This window comes from Trichocoleus sp. ST-U2 (genome assembly GCF_039961875.1).
In the GTDB taxonomy this organism is placed as follows: Bacteria; Cyanobacteriota; Cyanobacteriia; order Cyanobacteriales; family FACHB-T130; genus FACHB-T130.
Genome location: NZ_JAMPJY010000013.1, coordinates 122,236 through 145,050 on the forward strand (window position 1 = coordinate 122,236; position 22,815 = coordinate 145,050).

Annotated in this window: 26 protein-coding genes and 1 pseudogene; 14 read left to right on the forward strand and 13 right to left on the reverse strand. The window is 46.6% G+C overall.

Translation table 11 applies throughout. The annotated features are described in order from the left end of the window. Positions 1-54 precede the first annotated feature (54 nt). A complete protein-coding gene (locus tag NC996_RS11535; protein ID WP_190690381.1) occupies positions 55-486 on the reverse strand; it encodes a nucleoside deaminase in 432 nt (143 codons plus the stop codon). A 129-nt stretch (positions 487-615) separates the two neighbouring features. Then, complete coding sequence (locus NC996_RS11540; RefSeq protein ID WP_190690384.1) at positions 616-2,517, reverse strand: S9 family peptidase; 1,902 nt, start codon at positions 2,515-2,517, stop codon at positions 616-618. A gap of 65 nt (positions 2,518-2,582) precedes the next feature. On the opposite strand from NC996_RS11540, the gene NC996_RS11545 reads away from it, so the two are divergent. The 3 genes from NC996_RS11545 to NC996_RS11555 all read left to right on the forward strand — a co-directional run bounded on the left by NC996_RS11545 (position 2,583) and on the right by NC996_RS11555 (position 3,365). After that, positions 2,583-2,705: a hypothetical protein gene (locus tag NC996_RS11545; protein WP_277879779.1), complete on the forward strand. Its 123-nt coding sequence runs from the start codon at positions 2,583-2,585 to the stop codon at positions 2,703-2,705. An 83-nt stretch (positions 2,706-2,788) separates the two neighbouring features. After that, positions 2,789-3,019, forward strand: coding sequence for a CopG family transcriptional regulator (locus NC996_RS11550; RefSeq protein WP_190674115.1), 231 nt, complete (start codon positions 2,789-2,791; stop codon positions 3,017-3,019). After that, positions 3,006-3,365 (forward strand): type II toxin-antitoxin system PemK/MazF family toxin, encoded by a 360-nt coding sequence (locus NC996_RS11555; protein WP_190415303.1) that lies wholly within the window; start codon positions 3,006-3,008, stop codon positions 3,363-3,365. Before NC996_RS11550 ends, NC996_RS11555 begins: the two co-directional genes overlap by 14 nt. A gap of 69 nt (positions 3,366-3,434) precedes the next feature. Here the strand turns inward: NC996_RS11555 and NC996_RS11560 are convergent, their stop codons facing one another. Next, positions 3,435-3,887 (reverse strand): HNH endonuclease signature motif containing protein, encoded by a 453-nt coding sequence (locus NC996_RS11560; protein ID WP_190690387.1) that lies wholly within the window; start codon positions 3,885-3,887, stop codon positions 3,435-3,437. Between the two features lie 2 nt (positions 3,888-3,889). Further along, positions 3,890-4,168, reverse strand: a complete 279-nt coding sequence (locus NC996_RS11565) for a hypothetical protein (RefSeq protein ID WP_190674108.1) — start codon at positions 4,166-4,168, stop codon at positions 3,890-3,892. Between the two features lie 48 nt (positions 4,169-4,216). Between NC996_RS11565 and NC996_RS11570 the strand changes: the two genes are divergently transcribed. Then, on the forward strand, positions 4,217-4,360 hold the full coding sequence (locus NC996_RS11570; RefSeq protein WP_190690390.1) for a hypothetical protein: 144 nt from the start codon (positions 4,217-4,219) through the stop codon (positions 4,358-4,360). Between the two features lie 8 nt (positions 4,361-4,368). Here the strand turns inward: NC996_RS11570 and NC996_RS11575 are convergent, their stop codons facing one another. Continuing rightward, a complete protein-coding gene (locus NC996_RS11575; RefSeq protein ID WP_190690393.1) occupies positions 4,369-4,809 on the reverse strand; it encodes a PIN domain-containing protein in 441 nt (146 codons plus the stop codon). Continuing rightward, complete coding sequence (locus NC996_RS11580; protein ID WP_199303384.1) at positions 4,802-5,104, reverse strand: hypothetical protein; 303 nt, start codon at positions 5,102-5,104, stop codon at positions 4,802-4,804. Before NC996_RS11580 ends, NC996_RS11575 begins: the two co-directional genes overlap by 8 nt. Before the next feature lie 58 nt (positions 5,105-5,162). Between NC996_RS11580 and NC996_RS11585 the strand changes: the two genes are divergently transcribed. The 3 genes from NC996_RS11585 (at position 5,163) to NC996_RS11595 (ending at position 8,205) form a co-directional block, all read left to right on the forward strand. Then, positions 5,163-5,300 (forward strand): hypothetical protein, encoded by a 138-nt coding sequence (locus NC996_RS11585; protein WP_348259991.1) that lies wholly within the window; start codon positions 5,163-5,165, stop codon positions 5,298-5,300. Positions 5,301-5,338: 38 nt separating this feature from the next. Next, a complete protein-coding gene (locus NC996_RS11590; RefSeq protein WP_190690398.1) occupies positions 5,339-5,692 on the forward strand; it encodes a 4a-hydroxytetrahydrobiopterin dehydratase in 354 nt (117 codons plus the stop codon). Between the two features lie 74 nt (positions 5,693-5,766). Beyond that, positions 5,767-8,205 carry a PAS domain-containing sensor histidine kinase gene (locus NC996_RS11595; protein ID WP_199303385.1) on the forward strand — a complete coding sequence of 813 codons (2,439 nt, stop codon included), beginning with the start codon at positions 5,767-5,769 and terminating at the stop codon, positions 8,203-8,205. Here the strand turns inward: NC996_RS11595 and NC996_RS11600 are convergent. The 3 genes and pseudogenes from NC996_RS11600 to NC996_RS11610 all read right to left on the reverse strand — a co-directional run. Next, positions 8,205-8,342 (reverse strand): annotated as a pseudogene (locus NC996_RS11600) (EmrB/QacA family drug resistance transporter); the annotation flags it as partial. The gene NC996_RS11595 and the pseudogene NC996_RS11600 sit on opposite strands and share 1 nt — an antisense overlap. A 169-nt stretch (positions 8,343-8,511) precedes the next feature. After that, a complete protein-coding gene (locus NC996_RS11605) occupies positions 8,512-9,777 on the reverse strand; it encodes an MFS transporter (RefSeq protein WP_190690401.1) in 1,266 nt (421 codons plus the stop codon). A gap of 430 nt (positions 9,778-10,207) precedes the next feature. Further along, positions 10,208-10,675: a MarR family transcriptional regulator gene (locus NC996_RS11610; protein ID WP_190415287.1), complete on the reverse strand. Its 468-nt coding sequence runs from the start codon at positions 10,673-10,675 to the stop codon at positions 10,208-10,210. 244 nt (positions 10,676-10,919) lie between these two features. On the opposite strand from NC996_RS11610, the gene NC996_RS11615 reads away from it, so the two are divergent. From NC996_RS11615 to NC996_RS11630, 4 genes are all read left to right on the forward strand, one after another. Next, positions 10,920-11,564, forward strand: a complete 645-nt coding sequence (locus tag NC996_RS11615) for a class I SAM-dependent methyltransferase (RefSeq protein ID WP_190674095.1) — start codon at positions 10,920-10,922, stop codon at positions 11,562-11,564. Positions 11,565-11,851: 287 nt separating this feature from the next. Next, the gene (locus NC996_RS11620; RefSeq protein ID WP_190441150.1) at positions 11,852-12,364 is read left to right on the forward strand and encodes a hypothetical protein; all 513 of its coding nucleotides are present in this window, start codon (positions 11,852-11,854) and stop codon (positions 12,362-12,364) included. 109 nt (positions 12,365-12,473) lie between these two features. Then, positions 12,474-13,361, forward strand: a complete 888-nt coding sequence (locus NC996_RS11625; protein WP_190430365.1) for a hypothetical protein — start codon at positions 12,474-12,476, stop codon at positions 13,359-13,361. Positions 13,362-13,642: 281 nt separating this feature from the next. After that, complete coding sequence (locus tag NC996_RS11630; protein ID WP_190415279.1) at positions 13,643-13,876, forward strand: Nif11-like leader peptide family natural product precursor; 234 nt, start codon at positions 13,643-13,645, stop codon at positions 13,874-13,876. Between the two features lie 166 nt (positions 13,877-14,042). Here the strand turns inward: NC996_RS11630 and NC996_RS11635 are convergent, their stop codons facing one another. The 3 genes from NC996_RS11635 to NC996_RS11645 all read right to left on the reverse strand — a co-directional run bounded on the left by NC996_RS11635 (position 14,043) and on the right by NC996_RS11645 (position 16,364). Further along, on the reverse strand, positions 14,043-14,936 hold the full coding sequence (locus tag NC996_RS11635) for a 3'(2'),5'-bisphosphate nucleotidase CysQ (RefSeq protein ID WP_190415277.1): 894 nt from the start codon (positions 14,934-14,936) through the stop codon (positions 14,043-14,045). 1 nt (position 14,937) lies between these two features. Further along, positions 14,938-15,408 (reverse strand): hypothetical protein, encoded by a 471-nt coding sequence (locus NC996_RS11640; protein WP_190690404.1) that lies wholly within the window; start codon positions 15,406-15,408, stop codon positions 14,938-14,940. 83 nt (positions 15,409-15,491) lie between these two features. After that, positions 15,492-16,364, reverse strand: coding sequence for a sugar kinase (locus tag NC996_RS11645; protein WP_190690407.1), 873 nt, complete (start codon positions 16,362-16,364; stop codon positions 15,492-15,494). Positions 16,365-16,605: 241 nt separating this feature from the next. On the opposite strand from NC996_RS11645, the gene NC996_RS11650 reads away from it, so the two are divergent. The 3 genes from NC996_RS11650 (at position 16,606) to NC996_RS11660 (ending at position 20,801) form a co-directional block, all read left to right on the forward strand. Further along, positions 16,606-19,014: an EAL domain-containing protein gene (locus NC996_RS11650; RefSeq protein ID WP_242037730.1), complete on the forward strand. Its 2,409-nt coding sequence runs from the start codon at positions 16,606-16,608 to the stop codon at positions 19,012-19,014. 64 nt (positions 19,015-19,078) lie between these two features. Further along, entirely contained in the window at positions 19,079-19,963 is an 885-nt protein-coding gene (gene rsmI, locus NC996_RS11655) for a 16S rRNA (cytidine(1402)-2'-O)-methyltransferase (protein ID WP_190430369.1), read from the forward strand. Positions 19,964-20,090: 127 nt separating this feature from the next. Then, positions 20,091-20,801 (forward strand): DUF3558 domain-containing protein, encoded by a 711-nt coding sequence (locus NC996_RS11660; protein ID WP_242037731.1) that lies wholly within the window; start codon positions 20,091-20,093, stop codon positions 20,799-20,801. A gap of 300 nt (positions 20,802-21,101) precedes the next feature. Here NC996_RS11660 and NC996_RS11665 read toward each other — a convergent pair whose 3' ends face one another. Continuing rightward, a complete protein-coding gene (locus NC996_RS11665; RefSeq protein WP_190690411.1) occupies positions 21,102-22,145 on the reverse strand; it encodes a hypothetical protein in 1,044 nt (347 codons plus the stop codon). Positions 22,146-22,815 lie beyond the last annotated feature (670 nt).

Sequence of the window (22,815 nt, forward strand, 5' to 3'; positions counted from 1 at the left end):
GTAAAACAAAAAAATTCCCTGTTGAGTTAAAGTTAAAAGCTATTTTTTGGGAAATTACTTGCCAATATCCTCATTCCATAACTGGGGATTATTCTGAATGAAATCGCTCATCAACTGCTTGCAATCATCCAGGTTTAAATCAATCACTTCAACACCGTGGGATTCCATGAATTCCTTGGCACCGGAGAAAGTTGCAGATTCACCGGCGATGACTTTTTTAATCCCAAATTGGACAACAGCACCAGCACAGAGATAACAAGGCATCAAGGTAGAATAAAGCGTTGTATCTTTGTAACTGCCGATTCTGCCAGCATTGCGTAAGCAATCGATTTCTGCATGGGTAATGGGGTCGTTGTCTTGGACGCGCTTATTATGTCCTCTACCGACAATTTGCCCATCTTTCACCAGAACTGAACCAATGGGAATTCCGCCCTCGTTGAGTCCCTGTTTAGCTTCGGCGATCGCATCTGTCATAAAGTCGTCCATAACAGTCTAATTGTCAACAATTTAGTTTGTTTTAGAATACTGCTTTTCTGTGCAAAAGGTTCGGTTTTCAACGCAAAGGTACGCAAAGGTTAGACTTTCTTTGCGTACCTTGATTGGTGAGGATGGGGACTATGGGTTTAGTACGCCGGAATGTCCGGGGATGTCTCCTAGCGGTTCACAGCGTCCACCCAAGTATTTAGAGAGAAACTCTTCTGCGATCGCGTAAAAGTGCAATCGGTTTTCGGGACGGGCGAAACCGTGTCCTTCGTCGGTGTAAAGGGCGTATTCTACAGGCTTATTTGCCTTTTGCATCGCCTCGACAATTTGTTCGCTTTCCGCCTGCTTCACCCGTGGATCGTTCGCACCTTGGGCAATTAGCAGTGGTTTGGTAATCCGGTCAACGAAAAATAAAGGCGATCTCGATTTGAGAAATTCTTCTTCCGTCTCCAAGTTGCCGACCCGATAGTAGAAATTCGCCTTCAGCGGTTCCCAGTAGGGCGGGATACTTTGCATCAGCGTAATCAGGTTACTCGGACCAACGATGTCCACACCGCAGGCAAAGACATCCGGCGTGAAAGTTAATCCCACTAGGGTTGCGTAACCGCCGTAAGAACCGCCCATAATGGCAATCTTTTGCGGGTCGGAGATGCCTTGTTGTACCAACCAGTTGACGGCATCAATAAGATCGTCGTGCATCTTCGCCGCCCATTCCCGGTTGCCAGCATTGACAAAGGCTTTGCCGTAGCCGGTGGAACCCCGGAAATTCACTTGCAACACCGCGTAACCCCGGTTTGCCAACCACTGCGCTTGCGGGTCGTAACCCCAAGTATCTCGCGCCCAAGGGCCACCGTGAACCAGCAACACGGTTGGTAAATTTTGGGCGGTGATTCCCACAGGTGTTGTCAGGTAGCCGTGAATCGTCAAGCCGTCTTGGGCTTGGTAAGAAATCGGTTGCATGGATGCCAGCGACAACCCTTCGAGTGTGGGTTTGTTGCTGAACAGGAGAGTGCTGGTCTTGGAATCTCGATTATAGGCGTAGTAGTAGACCGGACCGTCATCGGTGAGGAAAGCGACTAGCCAATTTTTGTCAGCGAGGTCGCGGGAGGAGATACCGAACTCTCCGGGACGAATTTGGGCGATCGCTTCAAAATCTGCGGCGATACTTTGGTCAAGTACCTGCCATTCTTGTTTCTCTTTGTAGAAGGAAACTGCCTGGATAACTCGTGTAATCGGGTGAATGACGATGCCGCCTAGATCGTATTGCGGATCTTCGGCAATTACTGTTTCTTCGCGAGTAGTGACATCGAAAGCAATCAGGCGACTAGCGTTGGCATCGTGACTGCCACTGATATAAAGGGTTTTGCCGTCTTCCGAGAAGCTAACGGCACCGCCTTCATCATCTGGACCCCAGTGACGCAGCGTTTCCCAATCACCTTGGGTTGTTTCCCGGAATAATAGGTCAGAACCCCCATCAGGCGTAGCAGCGGTGGCGGCACGGACTTGGAATTGGGCGTCTACTGTCCAGCTAACGACATTGCCTGGGTTTTCGGCGTATAAGTCAACCGCACCGTTAGCCAGGTTGATGCGGTAAACGTCAAACTTTTGCAAGTCCTTCAAGTTCATCCCCACCAACACTTGATCCGGGAACTTGGGGTCAAGATCCACTGGCTGTGCTTTTACCCCTTGGAAGGGTGTTAAGTCGCGGACAATATTGGAGTGAATATTGACCGAATAGAGGTGAAAGTTTTCGTCGCCATCTGAGTCTTGCATATACATCAGCTGGTCGGCGTTATAAGTCCAGAAGAAAATCCGGATACCGCGCTTCTTATCTGCGGTGAGTTGGCGGTCGTCTTCCTGTCCGACTGTCCGCAACCACACCTGCAAGACATTCTTGTCGTCGGGGGCGATGTACGCCAGATACTTACCATCCGGTGAAAGTCGCGGACTGGTGCGTTCTGGGTTGCCGAAAAGAACCTCGCGGGGAATCAGCGGCGGTAGTTGGGTTGCCGATCGCTCAATAGTTGATTGCATTTTTACCTCTTACTACTCGATCTCCTTATTCTTACTGTGCTCATAGAACTCGCGAATCCCCCAGTATGGTTAACCGACCCGATAAAAAGCGAACTGACAAGTCAGCGCAAGCTATCGCGTTTCTTATGTTGCGGAGAATGCGATCGCTTTGGCTGTGGCGGGGCAAGGATGCGATTTACTGGGTTTGATCTGCTCGCTTCACACACGATGCCTGAAATGAACTGGGAGAATTTTGAGTATGATGAAATTACCATACCCAGAAGTCATACTAATGCAGAAAGTCACAATCTCTTTAGAAGATGACATCCTGCGATTTGTAGATCGGCAGGCAAAAGGCAACCGCAGCGCCTATATTAACGATTTGCTAGCAGAACACCGCCGCCGTATTTTGGAGGCACAAATGATTACCGCCCTCCAACAGGATGCTAAAGATCCAGAGTACCAAGCTGAAATTGCAGCTTGGGATAGTGTAGCTGGGGATGGCATGAATGCCAGCGAGTAATTTAACTTATCGGCGGGGAGAAATCCGTTGGGTAACACTCGATCCAACCGTAGGGGCTGAGGCGCAAAAAACCCGCGCTTGCTTGATTGTGCAAAATGACATTATGAACCAGTATGGACTTCTGACAATTGTGATGCCATTTCGACCGGGAAATAAAGAAGCCCCCTACGTTGTGAATGTCAAAGCAACATCCTCCAATGGATTAGACCAAGATCGTTTTATTGATGTTGGGCAAATTCGTGCTGTCGATCATCGTCGCGTTTTGGGTTTGGTAGGTGTGCTGGAGGAAGAATATTGGGAACAGATTCGCTTTAGTTTAAATGTGGTTTTGGGGTTTGCGATCTAGAAGTGTCAACGAATTAGAATAAAGCGATCGCGTTTCTTCTGCCGGGGAGAATGCGATCGCGTTTATCATTTACTCGGCTTGCTGAATTGGATCGCCTATTGGTGGATGCCGCCCGATTGCTCGATCGGCGGCACGAATATTTACAACCCATTCGCGATTTAATCCTAATGCAACGACTGTAGCCCTACCAGTGGATGTTATACCAACGATTGAGAGTACATCACCAGACCAAATGAAATGCTCCTTCCAGATATCTTGTCTGGGGTTAAACAGCAGAACTTGTGCATCAAACTGAGGATCTATCGCTGTTATTTTATCGGCTTTTCTTCGATTGCAATGAAAACAAGCTAAAGCCAAGTTTTCGATAGTATCTGCTCCGCCTTGAGCAATTGGAATTACATGATCTACTGTAAATTGCACGTATTGCCATTGTTCTGATGCGTGACAATATTCGCACAAACTTCTGGCTCGCTGACGTACCTGCTGCCGAACAACTTCGCTTATCTTACGATGAGGAGGCAACTTTATAGATTTCCTTGATTTTGAGATAGGAAAAGATTCCGAACAGTGCGATTAAGAAAACTCAGATAATCATCAATTTCTTCGTAGCTATCAAGTTCTTGTTCTTCTGCTGTATTAAGAGGGGAATCTTGTTGTTTGGATAATAACTCTTCTATTCGAGTTTGCACAAAACTTGAAGCCCGAAAAATAGGTACTCCTTCTTCCAATTCAATTCGGACAGCACCTTCTACTGGCAGGCTATTGGGTAAGCTACGAAGTTGTGGAGGAAGAGGTATTGTCATTTGGATTCAAAAACACTTTGATGGTTTGATTATAGCTAGCGGTAAGCTTTGTTAATTGGAGGCGAGGCTGAGAGATGGGATCGCTCGCGTTTCTTCTGCTGGGGAGAATACGATCGCGCTTGTTGTGTTGGGAAGAATGCGATCGCGCTTTTGGTGTTAAAGAAGAGTGCGATCGCATCCTTGCGCCCATAAGAGAGAGTTTACTGTAAACCCCTTTCTACAATTGCGCAAATTTCTCGGATGAAATCGGCGGGAGTCTGAATAATCAGCCTACTCTGTACAGCGACTTCCTGGGTAAAATCTTTCGTGTTTAAACTCAACAGACGATCAACATTTGCCACTACAGCAGCAGCCAAAATTGGTGCATCTTTTGCTTCGATGATAGCTGTCCATTGAGCTGATTCTTCTAAGGGTGGGTTAGGTCGAATTTCAGGAGCGATAGCAGTCAGAAGTTGTGCAAAAATTGGTTGGGCAGCGGGTAATTTTTTGCGAAGGTTGCGCTCGCACTCATCTAATACTTGCTGGGAGATGACCAGCTTAAATAAGCCTATTTCAGCCATTGTTAGTACAGCACGGCTGGCTCTACTGCGAGACCCTGCTCCAGCAATTAAAATACTTGAGTCAGCAAAGACTCTACGCATCTTGTTGCTCTTGCCAGATTGCTTCCCGTTCTGCGTGTATTCCTTCTAGCAATTCAGTCAAGCCTACGCCTTCATCTTCCATGAGGGCTATGATTTTATCGGCTAGTTGGGGAACTTGGGGCTGTTTGGGGGTAAGCAAGACTATATTGCCTACTTGCAACAGCGTCAGCATATCTCCTTCGGTTAAGTTGAGCTTATCTTGCACCAGCTGGGGAACGGTAATTTCCCCCCCTTCCCGCAAACGAATCGGAAATTCTCTGATCTCTACGTCCGTGTCTTGTGAACTTGGTGTCACGGTTTTAACCTGTAATGGGTATCAGATTTTCTTATTTTACAAGTGCTGGCTGGAGGAGATGCGATCGCGTTTTGCTGTGGAGGTGGAAGAGTGCGATCGCGTCGTTCCTCTCCCTGCAACCCAGGCGCGATCGCTCCCACCCATCCTTCCCATGCAAAATCCGCATTACGGCAGACGTGGGAAAAACAACACTTGAGTAAGATCGGACAACTTAAGTGCCGAAAATAGGGAAATATGGCAAATCTGACACAAGAAAAGTGTATTGCCTGTCATAAGGATGCGCCACACGTCACTGAGGCGGATATCGCAGAACTGAAACCAGAGATTCCAGATTGGAACATTGTGGAAGAGGAGGGAGAATCGCGGCTCAAGCGCACCTACAAGTTTGCAGATTTTCAGACGGCGCTAGCTTTCACTAATAAAGTCGGTGAAGCGGCGGAAGCGGAAGGGCATCACCCAGCATTGCTGACGGAGTGGGGGAAGGTGACGGTGAGCTGGTGGACTCACGCGATTTCTGGTTTGCACCGGAACGATTTTATAATGGCGGCAAAGACAGATCGGATTGCGCCGGAATTTACTCAAAAGTAAGCTGCTGAAACGTTTGGAGCCTGGGCAAACAGTCGGGCATCTTGAGCTGGTCGTACTGAAAAGAAGACTTGAGGATGAGTGAGACGGAGTTAGAAGCGGCACACCGAGACGCTGAGGCATCAACAACAGCGCTGGCTGTTAGCATTAGCGAAGCAGCTGAGCAGGAAGTAGCGGCACGAAGTGCAGCAGAGGCACATCGGCGCTTTGTCGAGCTAGTGCAAGGACTGGATGCGATTGTCTGGGAAATGGACGCTGTGACGTGGAAGTTCACGTTTGTTAGCGATCGCGCTCAAGATATTCTCGGCTATCCGATCAGTCAGTGGTTAAATGAGCCGACGTTCTGGCAGGATTGCTTGCTGCATCCGGAAGACCGCGACTGGTGCGTTAATTTTTGCGTGAGTGCAACCAATCAAGCAAAAGACCACGAATTCCAGTATCGAGCGATCGCATCGGATGGTCGCCTTGTCTGGCTCAAAGATGTGGTGCGTGTAGTGTGCGATGAACAAGGTTGCCCCAAGTTGCTGCGCGGCGTAATGGTCGATATCACCAAGGAGAAGGAAGCTGAGGAAAAAACTCAGCTTTTATTGCGCGAACAGGCAGCACGAATCGAGGTGGAAACGGTGCAAGAAGCACTCCGCAAGAGTGAAGAACGCTACCGTTCGCTTGTAGAAGCCACAGCTCAAATTATCTGGGACACAAAAGCTGAGGGAGAATTTGTCACTCCACAGCCGGGTTGGAGTGCGTTTACCGGGCAATCCTACGAACAGCTAAAAGGCTGGGGGTGGCTCAATGCCGTTCACCCAGATGACCAAGCGCATACCGTGCAAGAGTGGTTGAATGCGCTTGCCAATGGCACCCTTTACCAAATCGAGCATCGTCTGCGGCGTTCCGACGGTATTTATAAATATATGAGCGTCCGAGCCGTCCCCGTATTTGAAGCGGACGGCAGCATTCGGGAATGGATTGGCGTTCACACCGATATTAGCGATCGCAAAAGTGCCGAGGAAGCGCTTAAACAGAGCGAACACCGCTATGCCCAGATTCTCGATTCCGTGCAGGATATGGTGTTTTGTAAGGCTCCTGGCTCAGTTGTGGTGTATGCCAACAAAGCTGCCTGCGAATATTATGGAATGACTCTTGAGCAGCTTCACGGCATCACGGATGTACCTTACAATCAACTCGATTACACTCAGCAGTACCTGCAAGACGACCTGCAAGTCTTCACAACAGGTCAGCCAATCGAGGTTCTGGAAGAGCCGAATGTCCGCGCTGACGGCGAAACTCGCTTCTTCCACACGATTAAATCCCCAATTTTCGATACCAATGGCAACGTTGTGGAGATTGTAGGGGTTTCTCGCGACATCAGCGAACGCAAGCAAGAGCGGGAGATTCGCGATCGCGCTTTAGCCGAAGCCCAAGCAGCCCGTGCTGAACTACAGCGAGTCTTCATGCAAGCACCGGCGGCAATTGCCATCACCCGTGGCTCGAACCATGTCACGGAAACAGTGAACCCACTGTATATGCAGATTGTGGAAAAGCGGGATATCGTTGGTAAACCCGTGCGCGAGGCGTTCTGGGACTTGCAAGGGCAAGGCTTTTTCGAGTTGTTAGACCAGGTTTATACCAGTGGCGAACCTTTTGTCGGCAATGAGATGCGGGCGATGTTCGACCGCAACAGCGATGGCATTCTAGAAGAGAGTTTTTGGAATTTCGTCTACCAACCCTTAGTAGATGCTAATGGTAAAGTCAACGGCATTATGACCCACGCCGTGGAAGTGACAGAACAAGTGCGATCGCGTCAGGAAATTGAGAAAAAGGCGGAAGAACTGGTTCAAATGACCCAGGCGCTAGAACGCAGTAACCGGGATTTAGACCAGTTTGCTTACATTGCATCCCATGACTTAAAAGCACCCCTAAGAGCGATCGCTACGCTTTCAGAATGGATTGAAGAAGACCTCGCAGATAAACTGACTGAAGACTCCCGCGAACATCTGAATTTATTGCGGGGACGAGTTCACCGTATGGAAGCTTTAATTAACGGCATTCTGCAATATTCGCGGGCGGGTAGGGTACAACAACAGATAGAGGCGGTGAATGTGTCCTCCTTGCTATCGGAAGTCATCGAACTGCTCGATCCACCGCCGGAAGTGGCGATTGTTGTAGAGTCTATGCCAACGTTGCAAACCGAACGGGTGCCACTACAGCAGGTGTTTATGAACTTGATCGGCAACGCCATCAAGTACGCAAAACGCTCGGATGTGTGTATTCAAGTTGGTGTTCGGGAACTGGGAACATACTACGAGTTCTCGGTCGCTGATAACGGACAAGGAATCGAACCCGAATACCATCAGAAGATTTGGGGCATTTTCCAAAGGCTGGAAGCGAGGGACAAAGTTGAAGGAACTGGCATCGGTCTGTCGGTGGTTAAGAAAATCGTCGAAAGTCGCGGTGGACGGGTGTGGGTAGAGTCCGCAGCAGGCGCTGGAGCAACGTTCCGATTCACTTGGAGGTAATTGAAAGCCATCATATAAGCTTCGCGGCGGACAGTATTGGTAATCGTAGCGATCGCTTGATTTTGAGCGGTACTCAGATCCGCACCCCGACTGACAAAAAACTGAGTCAACTGTTCCAGTCGCTGCTGCGTTGCCGGCGTTGCTTCCGAACTGCATCAGGTTCCGCCACTGGTTTCCTCCAGGTTAAATTGAAGGATTGCCAACCAATATAGCCATTTGAATTCATTCATAAACTTTTCTTTTTTCTTTCTTTCTTCCCTTCTTACTTCGCGCCTTTGCGGTTCAATCACACTCTTTTTATGATCGCTAGGGAAGAATGCCAATTTTCGTATAAATAGGGCGAACCAAGCGTCTTATGTCAGGAAGCTGTTTTGTAAATACGAAAGAACCGAGAATACAAAAGATTCCCCCAATCATTAACGTATTGGGCGCACCGATTTGACTTGCTAAAGAACCCGCAAATAAATTTCCTAAGGGAACGACGCCAAAAAAAGCCATCGTGTAGATGCTCATTACCCTGCCACGCTTATCATCCTCAACAATCGTTTGGAGAACTGTATTACTAGATGTAAATTGCAAAGTAAAACTCAAGCCAACTAGTAACATCATTAGTAAAGAAAGTCCCAGCACGCGAGACAAAGAAAAACCAATCAATCCCATCCCCATGAAAGCCGGAGAATAAGCAATCAATCTGCCCAAGCCTAAAACATTTTTCCGCGTACTTAAATGAACTGCACCAATTAACGCTCCTACTCCCGCCGCCGCCATCAGAAAGCCCAGAGTTTCAGCATTCCCATGAAGAATTTGCGTGGCAAATATTGGTGTGAGAACGGTATATTGCATTCCCATAAAACTAACTAACGCTAGCAGCAAGATGATAGAACGAATTGGTGGAAAGCCAAAGGTATACACAAATCCTTCTTTCAATCTTTGCCAAGGATGAGCGTGAGAGACTGCTATTTTACTGGGCTTTACCTTCATTGCTAATAAAGCGGCAATAACGGCAATATAGCTGAGACCATCAATTAAAAAACAGTAACCCGCTCCAACTGAGGCAACAAGCAACCCTCCAATGGCAGGGCCAATCAATCGCGCCCCATTAAACATGGAAGAATTCAGCGCGATCGCATTGGCTAAATCATCTTTTCTTTCGATAATTTCTGGGACAAAAGCCTGACGAGCCGGGGCGTCAAAGGCATTAATAATTCCTTGGAATATACTCAAAACAATCAGATGCCAGACTTGGACGATTCCGGTTAGGGCTACAAAAGCTAGCGCCAACGACTGGAGCATGGCGAGGCTTTGAGTAAGGACTAAGAGCCGATGACGAGAGACTCGATCGACTACAACCCCACCAAATGGAGTCAGTATAAAACTGGGAAATTGTCCTGAAAATCCAACTATACCCAGTAATAAGGCTGAATTCGTGAGACTATAAACTAGCCAAATCGTGGCGATTTGCGTCATCCAAGTTCCAACGAGTGAAAGCCCCTGACCGGCAAAAAATAACTGATAATTTCTTGATCTCAATGCCGGTAAAACTGGCATGAACTTGATGGCGTTTTTCTTCATAATTTCTTGGTTTTCAGCGAATGCTTAAATAGCGGACAAGTTAGTTATTTCTTAGCAGGGAAGACCCAGCCAGGGTTTAAATTGGGGGTAAATTGGGGGTGTCCCTCTGCGGGCGGAAGCCGTGTGGCTTCCTGGGTTTCAACATCAGTATCAGGGGTTGCTTGTAGTTCTGATTACCTATCTACTGTCTGTTGATTTATTGCTACTGGAACAGCACATCCTCTAGAGAGGCATCTGTCCTTGGTTCAGTTTGTTGTTATCAATTTTTAGCTGCTCGGCAAAGTATTTAATAAGCGGTCATTCCGAATACGTAATGTTCGTGAAGTTATGCTTAGCCAGCGTTTACTTCGTATACGTAATATTTTTAAATAAATCCTTAATGCCCTGCTTCACTCAGCCGGATGAAGATTGCCCCTATCTTCTACAAGCCTTAAGAGAGATTCGCGATCGCTTGATCTACCAATTGAGAAAAATGTTCGCGTTCAGCCATCGGAATCCCTTTCATCGCCTGTTCCCGAATTTCTAGCGCGATTGGCGGTAGGACTTCTTGTAGTTGCTTGCCTGCTTCCGTCAACCAAATGCGCCAAATCCGGCGATCGCGAAGGTCGCGTTCCCGACGAATCAGCCCCCGTTCTTCCATCCGATCTAGCACCCCGGTGATCGTGCCTCCCACTTGCTGTAGTTTTTCCCCAATACTGCAAGTGGCTAAGCCGTCTTCTTCCCACAAACAGCACAATACAACCCAGTGAAAGGGAGTCAGTCCTAAAGGCTCCAGCCGTTCCTGAAACTTGCGGCTAAACACCTGGGAGAGCAGTTTGATCCGGTAGCCCAAACTATAGGGTGCCATTACTTCGTGCCATTGCTCAAAAGGCTTGCTCTCAGCAGATGTAGAAGACATTGGTTAATTATTTAGCATACGTAATATTAATTTAGCTTTGTTTCTCGGTTGCTGGCAAGGGAAACCCCGCCAGGATTTGAAAGAGGGTTTTTTAACGCAAAGAACGCAAAGGCGGGCGCAGAGGTACGCCAAGCTAAGGTTAACAGCCGTCACTGTCAAGGGTGTAGCTTTAGCCTGTGGGCATATCTTTACAGTTCGTAATTTTTCTAAACTGGTGATGTAAAGATAGCTTCAGTTTTAGGTGATGATGCTGCGACCGAATCAACGCACTAAGTTAGATGATACCGATGATAAGGAGTTTTACTCCTATCCGCGGTTTGTGACCCACGTAGACGAAGGGTTTATTCAACAACTGACGGATCTCTACCGCGATCGCTTGAAGCCGAATACCCGCATCTTAGACATGATGAGCAGCTGGGTTTCCCATCTACCAGAGGAGATGAAATTCTCTCACATCGAAGGACACGGACTGAACGAAGAGGAACTGGCGAAAAATCCCCGCTTCGATCGTTATTTTGTTCAAGATATCAACAAAAATCCAAAGCTACCTCTACCGAATGAAGATTTCGACGCCGTTCTCAACTGCGTCTCGGTGCAGTATCTGCAATATCCGGATGCTGTATTTGCGGAAATTCATCGCATCCTCAAGCCGGGTGGAATCGCAATTATCAGCTTTTCCAACCGGATGTTCTATCAAAAAGCGATCGCTGCATGGCGAGATAGTTCCGAAGCTAGTCGGGTTGAGCTAGTGAAAAGCTACTTCACCTCAGTCCCCGGATTTAGCTCCCCAGAAGTCATTACTCACCAATCCTCCGCGCCGAAGCTCCTACAGTGGATGGGTGCCAGTGGGGGAGATCCTTTCTACGCTGTCATTGCTCACCGCGCTTAAGCGGCATAATCTCCTCCCCCTTTCTCCACAGGGATTCCGAGGCACCCAATCCCTCCGCTTGATTGGCGCTACACTTCACTTCCCTCTCTCCCTGAAAAAAGGGTTTGGGGAATTCTGATGTAAAATCTCGCGCAAGTAGAATGTAGGGAGAAGAAGAATTGGGGTTGAGACTTGTCACGGCTTAAGTGAGTGAACCTCTTGAGAATCGCTTAAGTTTCTCCATAGCTAGATGCCAAAAATGTGAAGATGGTGATAAAAATGAAACCTCAAGCTATCAGGAGGCGGTAATGATTTTTCAAAATGGGCGGAGAATTTTCGCAGCGATGTTGCTCTCGATGTTGCTGCTAGTAACTTCTTGTGCAACCCAAACTCCCTCTCGTTACGACCAAGCGCAAAAGGAAAGCACTCAAAGGAATGCTCCTCCAGCAGTTGCTAAACAGGCTGAACAGGGAAGCAGCTTTAATAAATTCTTTCCAAAAAGTAGCAGTGGCTTCCAAACCGTACCAGCTCAAGAGAAAAAAGGCTTTGCTGAGTATAAGTTGAAAAAAGACGGCAAGGATGTTGCCGTACTGTCTATTTCTGATACCACTAGCACCCCCACAGCCGCAGCGAAATTTAAGAGCAGCAGTAAAACAATCGCTGGCTATCCAGCGGTGAATCAGGGGAATAATGGCACTGCTGTTTTAGTAGGCGATCGCTACCAAGTCAAAATTCAATCCCGCGATGCTTCCTTTACTCAGAGCGATCGCGAAGCTTGGCTGCAAAAATTTAATCTCAATGGTCTGTCTCGACTAAAGTAAGTAGTCCTGAGGAATCAGTCATGAGTCATTCGTTTGCAATTTATGACTTATGACTGATTACTGCTGACTACTGATGAATGACGACTGAAAAAACAAGGAGACTACGACTGTGAGCAAATCGATTTTTGAACTGGTTGATGAGCTACCAACCAATAACATCACCACGATGGCTTTGCGATCGCTTGATTTTGTCGTTCCGGGGCAATGGCAAAATATTGTTGGCTTTGACAACACAATTCGTGCTGTCACTGGCGAAACTGACGAAGCGTTAATTCAGCAAATTGGCGAACGCGCCGTCTATCTGTACAACGACAAATCGCAGGGATATCAGCGAGCCATGTGGCTCTATCAAACTGTTGATAGTGCAGATAAAGCTCTCGGTACAGCCGCCTTGGCGAACAAAGTAGGCGAAAAAATTCCGCTTTTCGGTTTTTTAAACAACATCACTCCTAAAGCGGACAAAGCTCAAACGATTGATTTGTGTATAAAATTGGTGGTCGAGTTGGTTGCCTTTTGCCAAATCAACGGCATCCCAGGAGACAGCATTGGAGATTTTGTCGCCTCTTTAGCTGATTATAGTGGCGAATCTTTGATGCGGATGGTGGCTTTAATTAGCTTTGATGGTTTAGTTCCCCTTGGCTCTGACTTCCTCCTCAAAGCCACCTCCGGATTGAATCAAGCGAGTCCCGCAGAGCTAGAAGGAAATCAGACATACCAGCGTGTCAACGATTTGATTCCTGGCGGTAGTCCGGAAGGTAAGCTCAACTTTATCGGTCAAAGCTTTGATTCAGTTAAAGGCTGGATGAGTGGTTTTGTCACCTCACACAATTTAACCCCACAAAAAGTTGTCAGTAACCTGCAAAATTTTGTGGAAGTTTCCGGTGACAAGTTGGACTATCTGGGTGCCTTTCTAGATGTGACAACAAACTATTACGAACACACAGGCACTCAAACCTTGGCTCGTCGCTTGATTGAACGCGCCTCCGCCGAAATTTAAAATCTTCGTGCTGGTATGTATTAGCACTGGTATGTATTAGCACAAGTGTATTTAGCTGCCGGTATTTGCAAATACCGGCAGCTTTAATTTTTGTCAATATTTTGTGACTTGTATCACAGAAATCTTTATCCTAAAAGGTAACTAGGTTCAGCCGACATGACATGCGGGGTAGAGACTTGTTTCACCTCAGCTGTGATGCCGACTCGATGCACTATCTCAATATCTTTAGTGCATCGGAATCACGCATTTAAATCACACATATTTAATGGAGATGTATTGTCATGGCACAGGAAAGCGCTGCCAGTTTGTTCAAAGCAGTTAAAGAAGATCAAGCATTACAAGCAAGACTCAAAGCAACCACTAACCCAGAAACCTTCATCCAGATTGCCCGTGAACGTGGCTATGACTTCACAGTTCAAGAACTGAATAATGAAATCGAGAATTTATCTGAGGAGGAGTTGGCAGCCGTTATCAATCCAGGTATTGGCCCCCGGAGACACCTAACTCCTAGGTAATCTGATTGATTCTTAGTAAAACTACTCAATCATCAATTAAAAATGCAAAATTAAAAACTTGGCATTTTTAATTTCTAATTTTTAATTGATGATGGTGCTAAGAAATATTCATGGTTTTACTGGTGGGAAACGCGATCGCATTTTAGACGCGATCGCACGGTGCAACCTAAGCGGGCGCATCCAATTGAGCCAGAATTTCTGAGGCTTGGGCGCAAAGCGTGTCGTGACAGTGACCATTACTCCCAATTAGACAACCCCATTGATTCACATCCCCCTGGTTGTACTTGGGGGGAGTGCCATCAGCGTGGGTGAATTGTCCTCCTGCTTCCGTCAAAATTAGCTCTGGAGCCGCCATATCCCAATCTTTGGGAGCAGATTTACCAGACAGGGAGATATAAACGTCTGCTTGGTGGTCGATGATGGTGGCAATTTTGCAGCCGACACTGCCGACATAGTGTTTATTTTTAAACGGCAGGTGTTGCACTAACTGATTGAAACGCTCATCTCGATGGGTGCGACTAACGACTAAGGTGAGTTCCTCAAGGGCGTTGCGTTCCGATACGCGAACTGGCTTGGGTTGGCCTTCACGAGTTTCCATATAGGTGCCGCCGCCTTTGGTTGCGTAATACAATTTTCCTGCCTCTGGCAACGCGACCACTGCCAGAATGGGACGCCCTTGGTGCGTTAAGGCAATATGAATTGCAAATTCACCCGTCCGATCGATAAAGTCTCGCGTTCCATCGAGGGGGTCAACGATCCAAACCCAAGGTTGCTCTACTGCTGGTGTCTGAGATTTATAAGTTTCTTCGCTTAAATATCCGAAATCTGGGCTGTTGAGAGACGCCTGCAAGTTATAGAGGATGTATTCGTTGACGGCGACATCTGCTGCCGTGACAGGGCCATCTTTTTTGTTTTCAACTTCCAAATCATCGGTGCTACGATCGCCGCGATAGTAAGACTGGAGGATATCGGCGGCACCCCAACCTACACTTCGAGCGATCGCGACAATTTCTTCTAGCCCCTCATATCGGTTTTCGCCCAACGATTTTAATACTGTCACTTTAAGCTTCCTCGGCTGTCGGCACTTGGGTGGAGGCTATCCAGTAGCGGCGACAACTCCACAGCAGCGCAGCGCCAACCGCTATGTAAATTAAACCCCTCACTTCAAAACTAACACCCGCACGTCGCAATCCGATACCAATGGTCATCATTGCCACAATTAAAGCAATGGTTTTCACTCCAAACATTTGGAAAATACTCTTAAACGGGTTTGGTTCCTGTAGCGTTTCTACCCGATTAATGACGCGATTTGCAGTGCGGTCAAGAATCAATTTTCCCTTCATTAGACCAAGACTAAAAGCTGCTGCACCCCACCCCAAATGCTGTCCGTCTAACAATCCCAAATAAGGGAATTTAAACCAGAATACCAACCCCATGCTAAAAAGCCCTAATCCGACTAGCGTCCAAAGGCTACCAGCAATCCAAAGATGTTGTCTGCGGGTCAAACCGCTTTGTTTATAAGTGCTTTCCATTTCTGAGAGTTTCTGTCCTAAGCCAGTTGAGTTATTATATGCTGCCGGTTCCCTCTCCCAAGTTTAAGATTGGTTAATTCTGATTACTTTGGTGCTGTTTTCTGCATCCATCGACGAGTGCCAAAAAATTGACAGGAATGAGAGGCAATTTTTGCCGCCGATGCGATCGCATCGGCAAAACTTTTCCGTAGGATATAGTTACAAAAGGCACCGTGAAAAATGTCCCCAGCACCCATCGTATCAACGGGATTTATTTGGGGAACTTCTATCGATCCGCTTGTACCCTGCGAAAGATATTGGATAGGTTTCTCTCCGCCAGTGATAGCGATGTGAGGAATCCCTAGTGTGGATAGATAAGAAAGAACTTCCTGCTGTGCGCGATCGCAACTTGGGGGATGAAAATTTTCCGAACAAATGGCGTAATCTACAAAGGGCAATATTCTTTCAAATCCAGGCTTCCAACTGCCGCCATCTATGACAACAGGGATCTGATTTTCTTTAGCTAATCGGGCAATTTTCTCCCCAACTGCCATTTGGTGCCCATCAATGAGTACAATATCAATTTCCTGTAAAATATTGAGGGGCAGACATTCACCGCTAACTTGTGTTTTCGTCGCATTGATCGAGATTGCCGCGCGCTCGCCTGTTGCCTGAGTCGTGATAATAGAAGATACCGGCGGAGGTTCAGATTGGCTAGGTGACAGGTCTATCAGCGTCACTGAGTGACTGTCCAAATCAGTCCGGATCAGGCAATTAATTGGATGAATACCAACTATACCTAAAAGACTTGCTCGATTGCCCAAATAACTAAAAGTCACGGCTGCATTGGTCGCAGGGCCTCCTGCCGCCACCGTATAGTCAGATGCAACAATTTTCTGATTTTGTTCGGGTAGACCCGTCGTTAAATACACCAGGTCTAAGGTAACTAATCCTACAAAAAGTCCCTGAAAAGCCATTGATTATTTTTCCTGTTCCGACTGACCCAATTCTCTACGGACAAGTGGGTTAAATGCTAGTTGCTAAAATTATTACCGACAACGATTAACACATAAAAATTAACTCAAAAGTTTATCTAGAAAGCCAATTAATTGTGAAATGCAGCAAATTTTTTGGGCATCCTAAAAGTAGCGGGAACCTTTGTTGAACATCCTTGCAGATTAATCAAACCTACCGCTAATCCTTAAGGATTCACGACTAATGCTGCAATTTTTAAAAAATTTAATCTCTCCAAATTGGTTTATTCCCCACGGGCGCGGCTATCTCTGGCAACCAGGGTTAGTCTCGCTGCATATTGTGGCAGATGCGTTGATTGCGATCGCCTATTACTCGATTTCCCTCGCCTTGCTCTATTTCATCCACCAACGACAGGATTTGCCCTTCCGAAGGATATTTTTCCTGTTTGGAGCTTTCATTGTTTCCTGTGGCACTACCCACCTGATGGAAATCTGGACGCTCTGGCATCCAGCTTATTGGCTTTCGGGTGCCGTCAAAGTGATTACTGCTATCATTTCCAGTTACACAGCTGTCGAACTGATTCGTTTGATTCCCAAAGCACTGGCAATTCCCAGTCAGGCACAACTAGAAGCAACGAACCAAAAACTCAGTCAGGAAGTCATCGAACGCCAGCAAGCAGAAGCAGCATTGCGGCATAGCGAAGCTCGCTTTCGCTCAATTTTTGAGGGAGCAGGCATGGGAATCGCGATCGTAGACATGGAAGGTCATGTCGTGACAACGAATCCGGCACTCCAACGGATGCTGGGTTGCAAAGAGGATAATTTGCCAGGAGGATATATTCAAGAAGATACCACTCCGAACGAAGTGGGTTGGGATCGTTACATTAACTTACTCGCCGGAAAATATGACTATTCTCAGATGGCGAAGCGTTATCTAGGAAAGGATGGACATCTGATTTGGGGTCGCGATTGCTATCAAATGGAGCAGCGTTACCTGGGAAAAAATGGGCAGATGTTGTGGTGCAACATTACTGTTTCCCAAGTGCGGGACGCTGAGGGCAAACCGCAATTTGGCATTCGCCTGGTGGAAGATATCACCGCCCGCAAGAAAGCAGAGGCAGCACTCAAACAGTACCAAGAACATCTAGAAAAAGTGGTGGGAGAACGAACTGCCGAACTCACCAAAGTCAACGAAAAGCTCTCCTGGCAAGCAAACCACGATCCACTGACGGGAATCGCCAACCGTCACGAATTTGAGCAACGTTTGCAAGAAGCGGTGTCAAATACCAGAATGCAAAACCAAGAACACACGCTTTGCTATCTGGATCTCGATCGGTTCAAGATTGTTAACGATACTTGCGGTCATGTTGCTGGCGATGAATTGTTGCGTCAAATCAGTAGTTTGTTGCAAAGCAGAGTGCGTAGAACTGATGTTCTGGCACGATTAGGCGGTGATGAATTCGCCGTGCTGCTGTACCAATGTCCCACAGATGAAGCACTGCGAGTTGCTCAATCGCTCCTAGAGACCATTCAGGAGTTTCGATTTGCATGGCAAGATAAAACTTTTACGGTCGGTGTCAGTATTGGTGTCGTGACATTTGACGCCAATTCTTCCAGTTTGTCGGGCGTTGTTAGTGCTGCCGATGCAGCTTGCTATGAAGCTAAAAATCGGGGACGAAATCGCGTGTATGTCTACCAAGCTGACGATCAAAAACTGGCGCAGCAGCACAATGAAGTGCAATGGTTGAGCCGATTGAATCAAGCGATCGCGCAAAGCGGGTCTGTGAAGCTTTTGGCTACTCCTGAAAATACGTTACCAGCCAAGAATCAATTCTGCTTGTACTACCAACCGATTGCCCCTTTGAATGCCGAACTAACCACCGGCGAACATTACGAAGTTCTGCTGCGTTTCGTGGATGACAGAGGCGAGTTGATCCCGCCAATGGCATTTCTCCCCGCCGCTGAGCGATACAACCTAATGCCTGCAATAGACCGCTGGGTGATCCGTACCTTCTTGGCGATGCTTCACCAATCAGAAATTCAGAATTTAGAACCCCAATTTCAGAATTTTGCATCTTACCCTAGGGGAAGGATTCGCAACTCCTTCGTTGCTGGTGCTAGCAATGTTGCCACTTCGCCTCCGCTAACACCCTACATCCTTCCTCCTTCATCTTTTCCCCTGTATACTATCAATCTCTCTGGTGCTACCGTTAATGACGACCAGTTTATAGAATTCCTTAAAGAGCAGTTTTCTGTCTATAAAATCCCCCCACAGATGATCTGCTTTGAGATTACTGAAAGTGTTGCGATTGCAAATTTGAGTAAAGTCTCAGGGTTAATTAAGGAAGTTAAAGCTTTAGGGTGTCGTTTTGCTTTAGATGATTTTGGCAGCGGGATGTCCTCGTTTGCTTATCTCAAATATCTGCCACTAGATTACTTAAAAATTGATGGAAGTTTTGTCAAAGATATTGCCGATGACCCAATTCATTTGGCACTGGTGGAAGCGATTAACCGCGTTGGGCACGTCATGGGTCTGAAAACAATTGCTGAGTTTGTCACGAATGACTCGATTTTAGAGAAGGTAAAATTTTTAGGAATAGATTATGCCCAAGGTTATGTCATCGCCAAACCCCAGCCACTAGAATTCAATTAAAAATGTAAAATTAAAAAGGAAATTGTTCTTTTTTAATTTTACTTGTTAATTTTTAATTGATTTGATGCAAACTGAGCCAAAATTGGGGACACTTTACATCGTCGGGACACCGATAGGCAACCTGGAAGATATGACCTTTCGGGCAGTGCGAATTTTGCAAACGGTGGACGCGATCGCAGCCGAGGATACGCGCCACACGGGGAAGCTGTTGCAGCACTTTCAAATTAAAACTCCCCAGTGGAGTTACCACGAACACAACCAGCAGCAGCGGATTCCAGAGTTGTTGGAACAACTCAAAATCGGGAAAGCGATCGCGCTTGTCACTGATGCCGGGATGCCGGGAATCTCCGATCCGGGCTACGAACTGGTAAAAGCTTGTATCGAAGCAGCCATTTCCGTCGTTCCCGTCCCTGGTTGTACTGCCGTCACGACTGCCTTAAGTGCCGCCGGACTCCCCCCAGACAAATTTGTGTTTGAAGGCTTTTTACCCGCAAAAGGTCAAGAACGGCAAGAACGTTTGGAAGCTTTACAAAGCGAAAGCCGTACGATTGTATTTTACGAAGCTCCTCATCGGTTACGACAAACACTGCAAGACTTAGGGGCTGTATTGGGACTCAGCCGCCAAATTGTACTGGCGCGGGAGTTAACCAAGTTGCACGAGGAGTTTTGGCGGGGCACCATTAGGGAAGGAAGCGATCGCTATGCCACCCGCGAACCCCAAGGAGAATTTACCCTCGTCGTTGCCGGTGCCGAGTTAACGATGCCAATGCTGTCGGAAGAGGCGCTAAAAGCCGAGTTACAACATCTCCTGCAAGCAGGAATCTCGCGATCGCAAGCCAGTCGCCAGTTAGCAAAAGCCACCTCTTTTTCCCGCCGCCACCTCTATCAGTTAGCGCTAGAAATTCCGGCTGAAGCTCTAACTGAGGAGAAAGAAGTAGATGAACCCTAAAATTAGTTATTAGCCTTTAGTGCTTAGTTAGTAGCAACATAAGCACTAAGGGCTAAGGAAAAATGACAATTACTCATTACCTCATCTCAATAACAGACTCGATACATAATTGCGTTAGGTTTAGCCCGTGAAAGCTCGATTTTTTCTCTCTAGTTCCTTGCTTTTGCTCATGACACTCGTGGGTTGTAGCACGGCGACGCCGCCAACTCCACAAGCATCCGTTTCACCTACCAGCACAGCGACACCCCAGACAGTACAAGGGTCGCCTAGTCCCACCCCGGCTACGGAATCTCCAAGCCCTAGCCCAGTTTCGGAAACAATTTCTGAAAGCCAAAAAATTTCAGCCACAGGGATTGGCCCGGCTAAGCTGGGAATGACTTTAGGCGAACTCAAAAAAGAGCTGGGTTCAAAAGCTGAATTTAAGGTGCAGTCGCCTTACATCGTGGATTTTGATGCGATCGCTGTCAGCCAAAATGGAAAGGTGCAATATTACATCCTCTACCCAGCCGGGAACCCCTTAGCTGATTCGGCCAAAATCGATGCTTTAGTAACCGAAAATTCTAACTATAAAACTGAAAAAGGAGTCGGTCCCGGAACCTCTCTCAAACAAGCAGAGGCAGCCTACGGAGACGCCACCTTGTCTTACAACCTTGACAATGAAGGCAGAGAATACGTCCGGTTTGCTAATCAACCAGCTAAGAGTATCTCCTTCCGTCTTGGAAATGCTAATGATGCAAGCTTGATAGGAGTTTATTCTTCAAAATCAGGATCGGGCGGATTGTCTGAGACAAAGCAATTTAAAGACGCTGCCTCTATTCGCTCAGTTGAAGTGAATTGATAAAGGAACTGCGTTTTAGATTTTCGAGTTCGCAATCCAAATTGTGAACTCCTTAGAGTTATTCCATCTCTGCCAGTAGGCACTTCCAAAAATTTATTTGTGGCGACCTTTAGGCGAAAGGGTATCGATATTCTCCCTCAGCGCTTTTCGGTCTATGCATGACCCACATCTCTTGAAATCTGGCAGGGTTGCAGCTAAAGGATTGTGAAACTTATCGGTAATACATAAGCTTTTCGGAAAGCTTAGAAGGTTATGAGTAGTCATTCTTAACGAATGACTACTCACTAATTACTCATCACCTCAGCCGCCCTGAAACACTTCCAAAGAAAACATTTCCGTCATCGTCCGTAAATAAGGTAACAAGATTGCCATATCATCAGCGCTCAGATGGGAGTGCATTGCCCAACCCATTGCCTGAAGCATATCTTGCACCAATCTCCAGCTCACATTTAAGCGAGGATATAACATCACGCATAAAGGAAACAGTTCTCGCTGTACGGAGCAGATATCATGTTCCAAAACGCATAAACACAGATAAACCTGAAACATCTCAGCATCGCGAATGCTAGCGGTTCTGACGACTGCTTCGCTCAGAGATCCGCTGTAAGTGCGATGGTTGGAATGTAAGCGGCAAACCTGATTACAAACCGTTTCGGCAATTTTGCTACTAATCGGTAGAAGATGCTGAACTGCGGCTAAAACTGGAGAATCATAATTATAGTTAGCCGCTGCTGAGTAGGCAGCTCGTAGCGGCATATACATATGATCGTCCATCATTTTTAAGTACGGCATCCACAGCGCTTTCTCTGGCTGCGAAAGCCACTCCAGTAACATCTGACCTGTGTAATGAAACTGCATACTTACAAAGCCGATGGCACGGGGATCGACGTTAGTGTATTTGTCGCGTACCTGCCCAAAGTCACTACCTGCAATCACTGACACCCGTTGTGCTGTAGCTCGCTCAGCATAACCATTCAAAACTTTTTGAAATAAGTAGCGAGTATCGGCAGCAATTTCTAATGGATTGATTAAGTCTGGGTTGATGCCATGACGCCGAATCTCTTCCGATAACAGCGTTTCTGTCTTAGTCCAGGCTCTGGCACTCGCCAAAGTCAGGTTTTGCATTAGCTTGTTCGCTGTGCAAGCTCGACCTTCCTTGGACGTTACTTCTTTTAAAAATTCATTTTGCCTTAGATGCTCGGCATCATAGTCCACTGTAACTGCACGATAGTATTTTCGTGCCCACAGTGCTGCCAGAGAATGAACATTCGATTTCGATGAGTTGCGGATTGCAACGTGAGGAGACTGAACTTTAGCCGGAGCAGATGCTAATGAGGGAGTCATCACAAAATCCAAAATTGTTAAAAAAAGGGAAATTTAGCCATCCAAGGCAATTCAGCCAAGGTTTCTCAATCTGGAAAAATCAAGCTAACACACAGTAGGGTTATCCGGGTCTGTTGCCAAAAATACAAAACTTGAAAATGGTTTTGTATTTTACCAACTTTTTACAAAAGTTATACAAATTCTTTAATTAAGATTGAGTATTCAGTATTTTTACTGATTTCTGACAATCGGAGAACAAATATTTACGAATGTTAACTTAAATCAACGATTCTCATAAATTTGCTGATTTATTTGTCCAGCGGAGGGTTCTACACGCTTTCTTCACTCTGGCTAGCTATTATGTAGTGTTACATTTAAGTAATTTCCTCTACCGGAAGCTACAACCTGAGATAAGAGTTCGGTAAAACTAAGGGTTGCGGTACTGACTCAGCTGCATACAATAACTTTAGTTAGAAACCATAGCCAAAATTATGACTAGACTCTTCATCAAATTAATAGGATTCATCCTGCTTCTGGCTGGAGTTTACTTTTTAGGTAAAAATATTATTTTTGCTAGTAGACCTCTTGCAAAAGTCGTCGCTGGGGTAATATGGGGTCTAAAATTAGGCGATTGCTAGCTGCCGGTCATAAGTTTTACTCATCTTACCTTTGACTGAGCCGAAGTTCATAA

Bases quoted from the DNA above. Each gene is read 5' to 3' on its own strand.
- NC996_RS11665 (WP_190690411.1), bottom strand. From the start codon at position 22,145: ATGACTCCCTCATTAGCATCTGCTCCGGCTAAAGTTCAGTCTCCTCAC.
- NC996_RS11590 (WP_190690398.1), top strand. From the start codon at position 5,339: ATGGCAAATCTGACACAAGAAAAGTGTATTGCCTGTCATAAGGATGCG.
- NC996_RS11585 (WP_348259991.1), top strand. From the start codon at position 5,163: ATGCGATCGCGTTTTGCTGTGGAGGTGGAAGAGTGCGATCGCGTCGTT.
- NC996_RS11620 (WP_190441150.1), top strand. From the start codon at position 11,852: ATGATTTTTCAAAATGGGCGGAGAATTTTCGCAGCGATGTTGCTCTCG.
- NC996_RS11605 (WP_190690401.1), bottom strand. From the start codon at position 9,777: ATGAAGAAAAACGCCATCAAGTTCATGCCAGTTTTACCGGCATTGAGA.
- NC996_RS11610 (WP_190415287.1), bottom strand. From the start codon at position 10,675: ATGTCTTCTACATCTGCTGAGAGCAAGCCTTTTGAGCAATGGCACGAA.
- rsmI (WP_190430369.1), top strand. From the start codon at position 19,079: ATGCAAACTGAGCCAAAATTGGGGACACTTTACATCGTCGGGACACCG.
- NC996_RS11575 (WP_190690393.1), bottom strand. From the start codon at position 4,809: ATGCGTAGAGTCTTTGCTGACTCAAGTATTTTAATTGCTGGAGCAGGG.
- NC996_RS11630 (WP_190415279.1), top strand. From the start codon at position 13,643: ATGGCACAGGAAAGCGCTGCCAGTTTGTTCAAAGCAGTTAAAGAAGAT.
- NC996_RS11550 (WP_190674115.1), top strand. From the start codon at position 2,789: ATGCAGAAAGTCACAATCTCTTTAGAAGATGACATCCTGCGATTTGTA.
- NC996_RS11650 (WP_242037730.1), top strand. From the start codon at position 16,606: ATGCTGCAATTTTTAAAAAATTTAATCTCTCCAAATTGGTTTATTCCC.
- NC996_RS11540 (WP_190690384.1), bottom strand. From the start codon at position 2,517: ATGCAATCAACTATTGAGCGATCGGCAACCCAACTACCGCCGCTGATT.
- NC996_RS11535 (WP_190690381.1), bottom strand. From the start codon at position 486: ATGGACGACTTTATGACAGATGCGATCGCCGAAGCTAAACAGGGACTC.
- NC996_RS11615 (WP_190674095.1), top strand. From the start codon at position 10,920: ATGATGCTGCGACCGAATCAACGCACTAAGTTAGATGATACCGATGAT.
- NC996_RS11565 (WP_190674108.1), bottom strand. From the start codon at position 4,168: ATGACAATACCTCTTCCTCCACAACTTCGTAGCTTACCCAATAGCCTG.
- NC996_RS11640 (WP_190690404.1), bottom strand. From the start codon at position 15,408: ATGGAAAGCACTTATAAACAAAGCGGTTTGACCCGCAGACAACATCTT.
- NC996_RS11645 (WP_190690407.1), bottom strand. From the start codon at position 16,364: ATGGCTTTTCAGGGACTTTTTGTAGGATTAGTTACCTTAGACCTGGTG.
- NC996_RS11595 (WP_199303385.1), top strand. From the start codon at position 5,767: ATGAGTGAGACGGAGTTAGAAGCGGCACACCGAGACGCTGAGGCATCA.
- NC996_RS11545 (WP_277879779.1), top strand. From the start codon at position 2,583: ATGGTTAACCGACCCGATAAAAAGCGAACTGACAAGTCAGCGCAAGCT.
- NC996_RS11555 (WP_190415303.1), top strand. From the start codon at position 3,006: ATGCCAGCGAGTAATTTAACTTATCGGCGGGGAGAAATCCGTTGGGTA.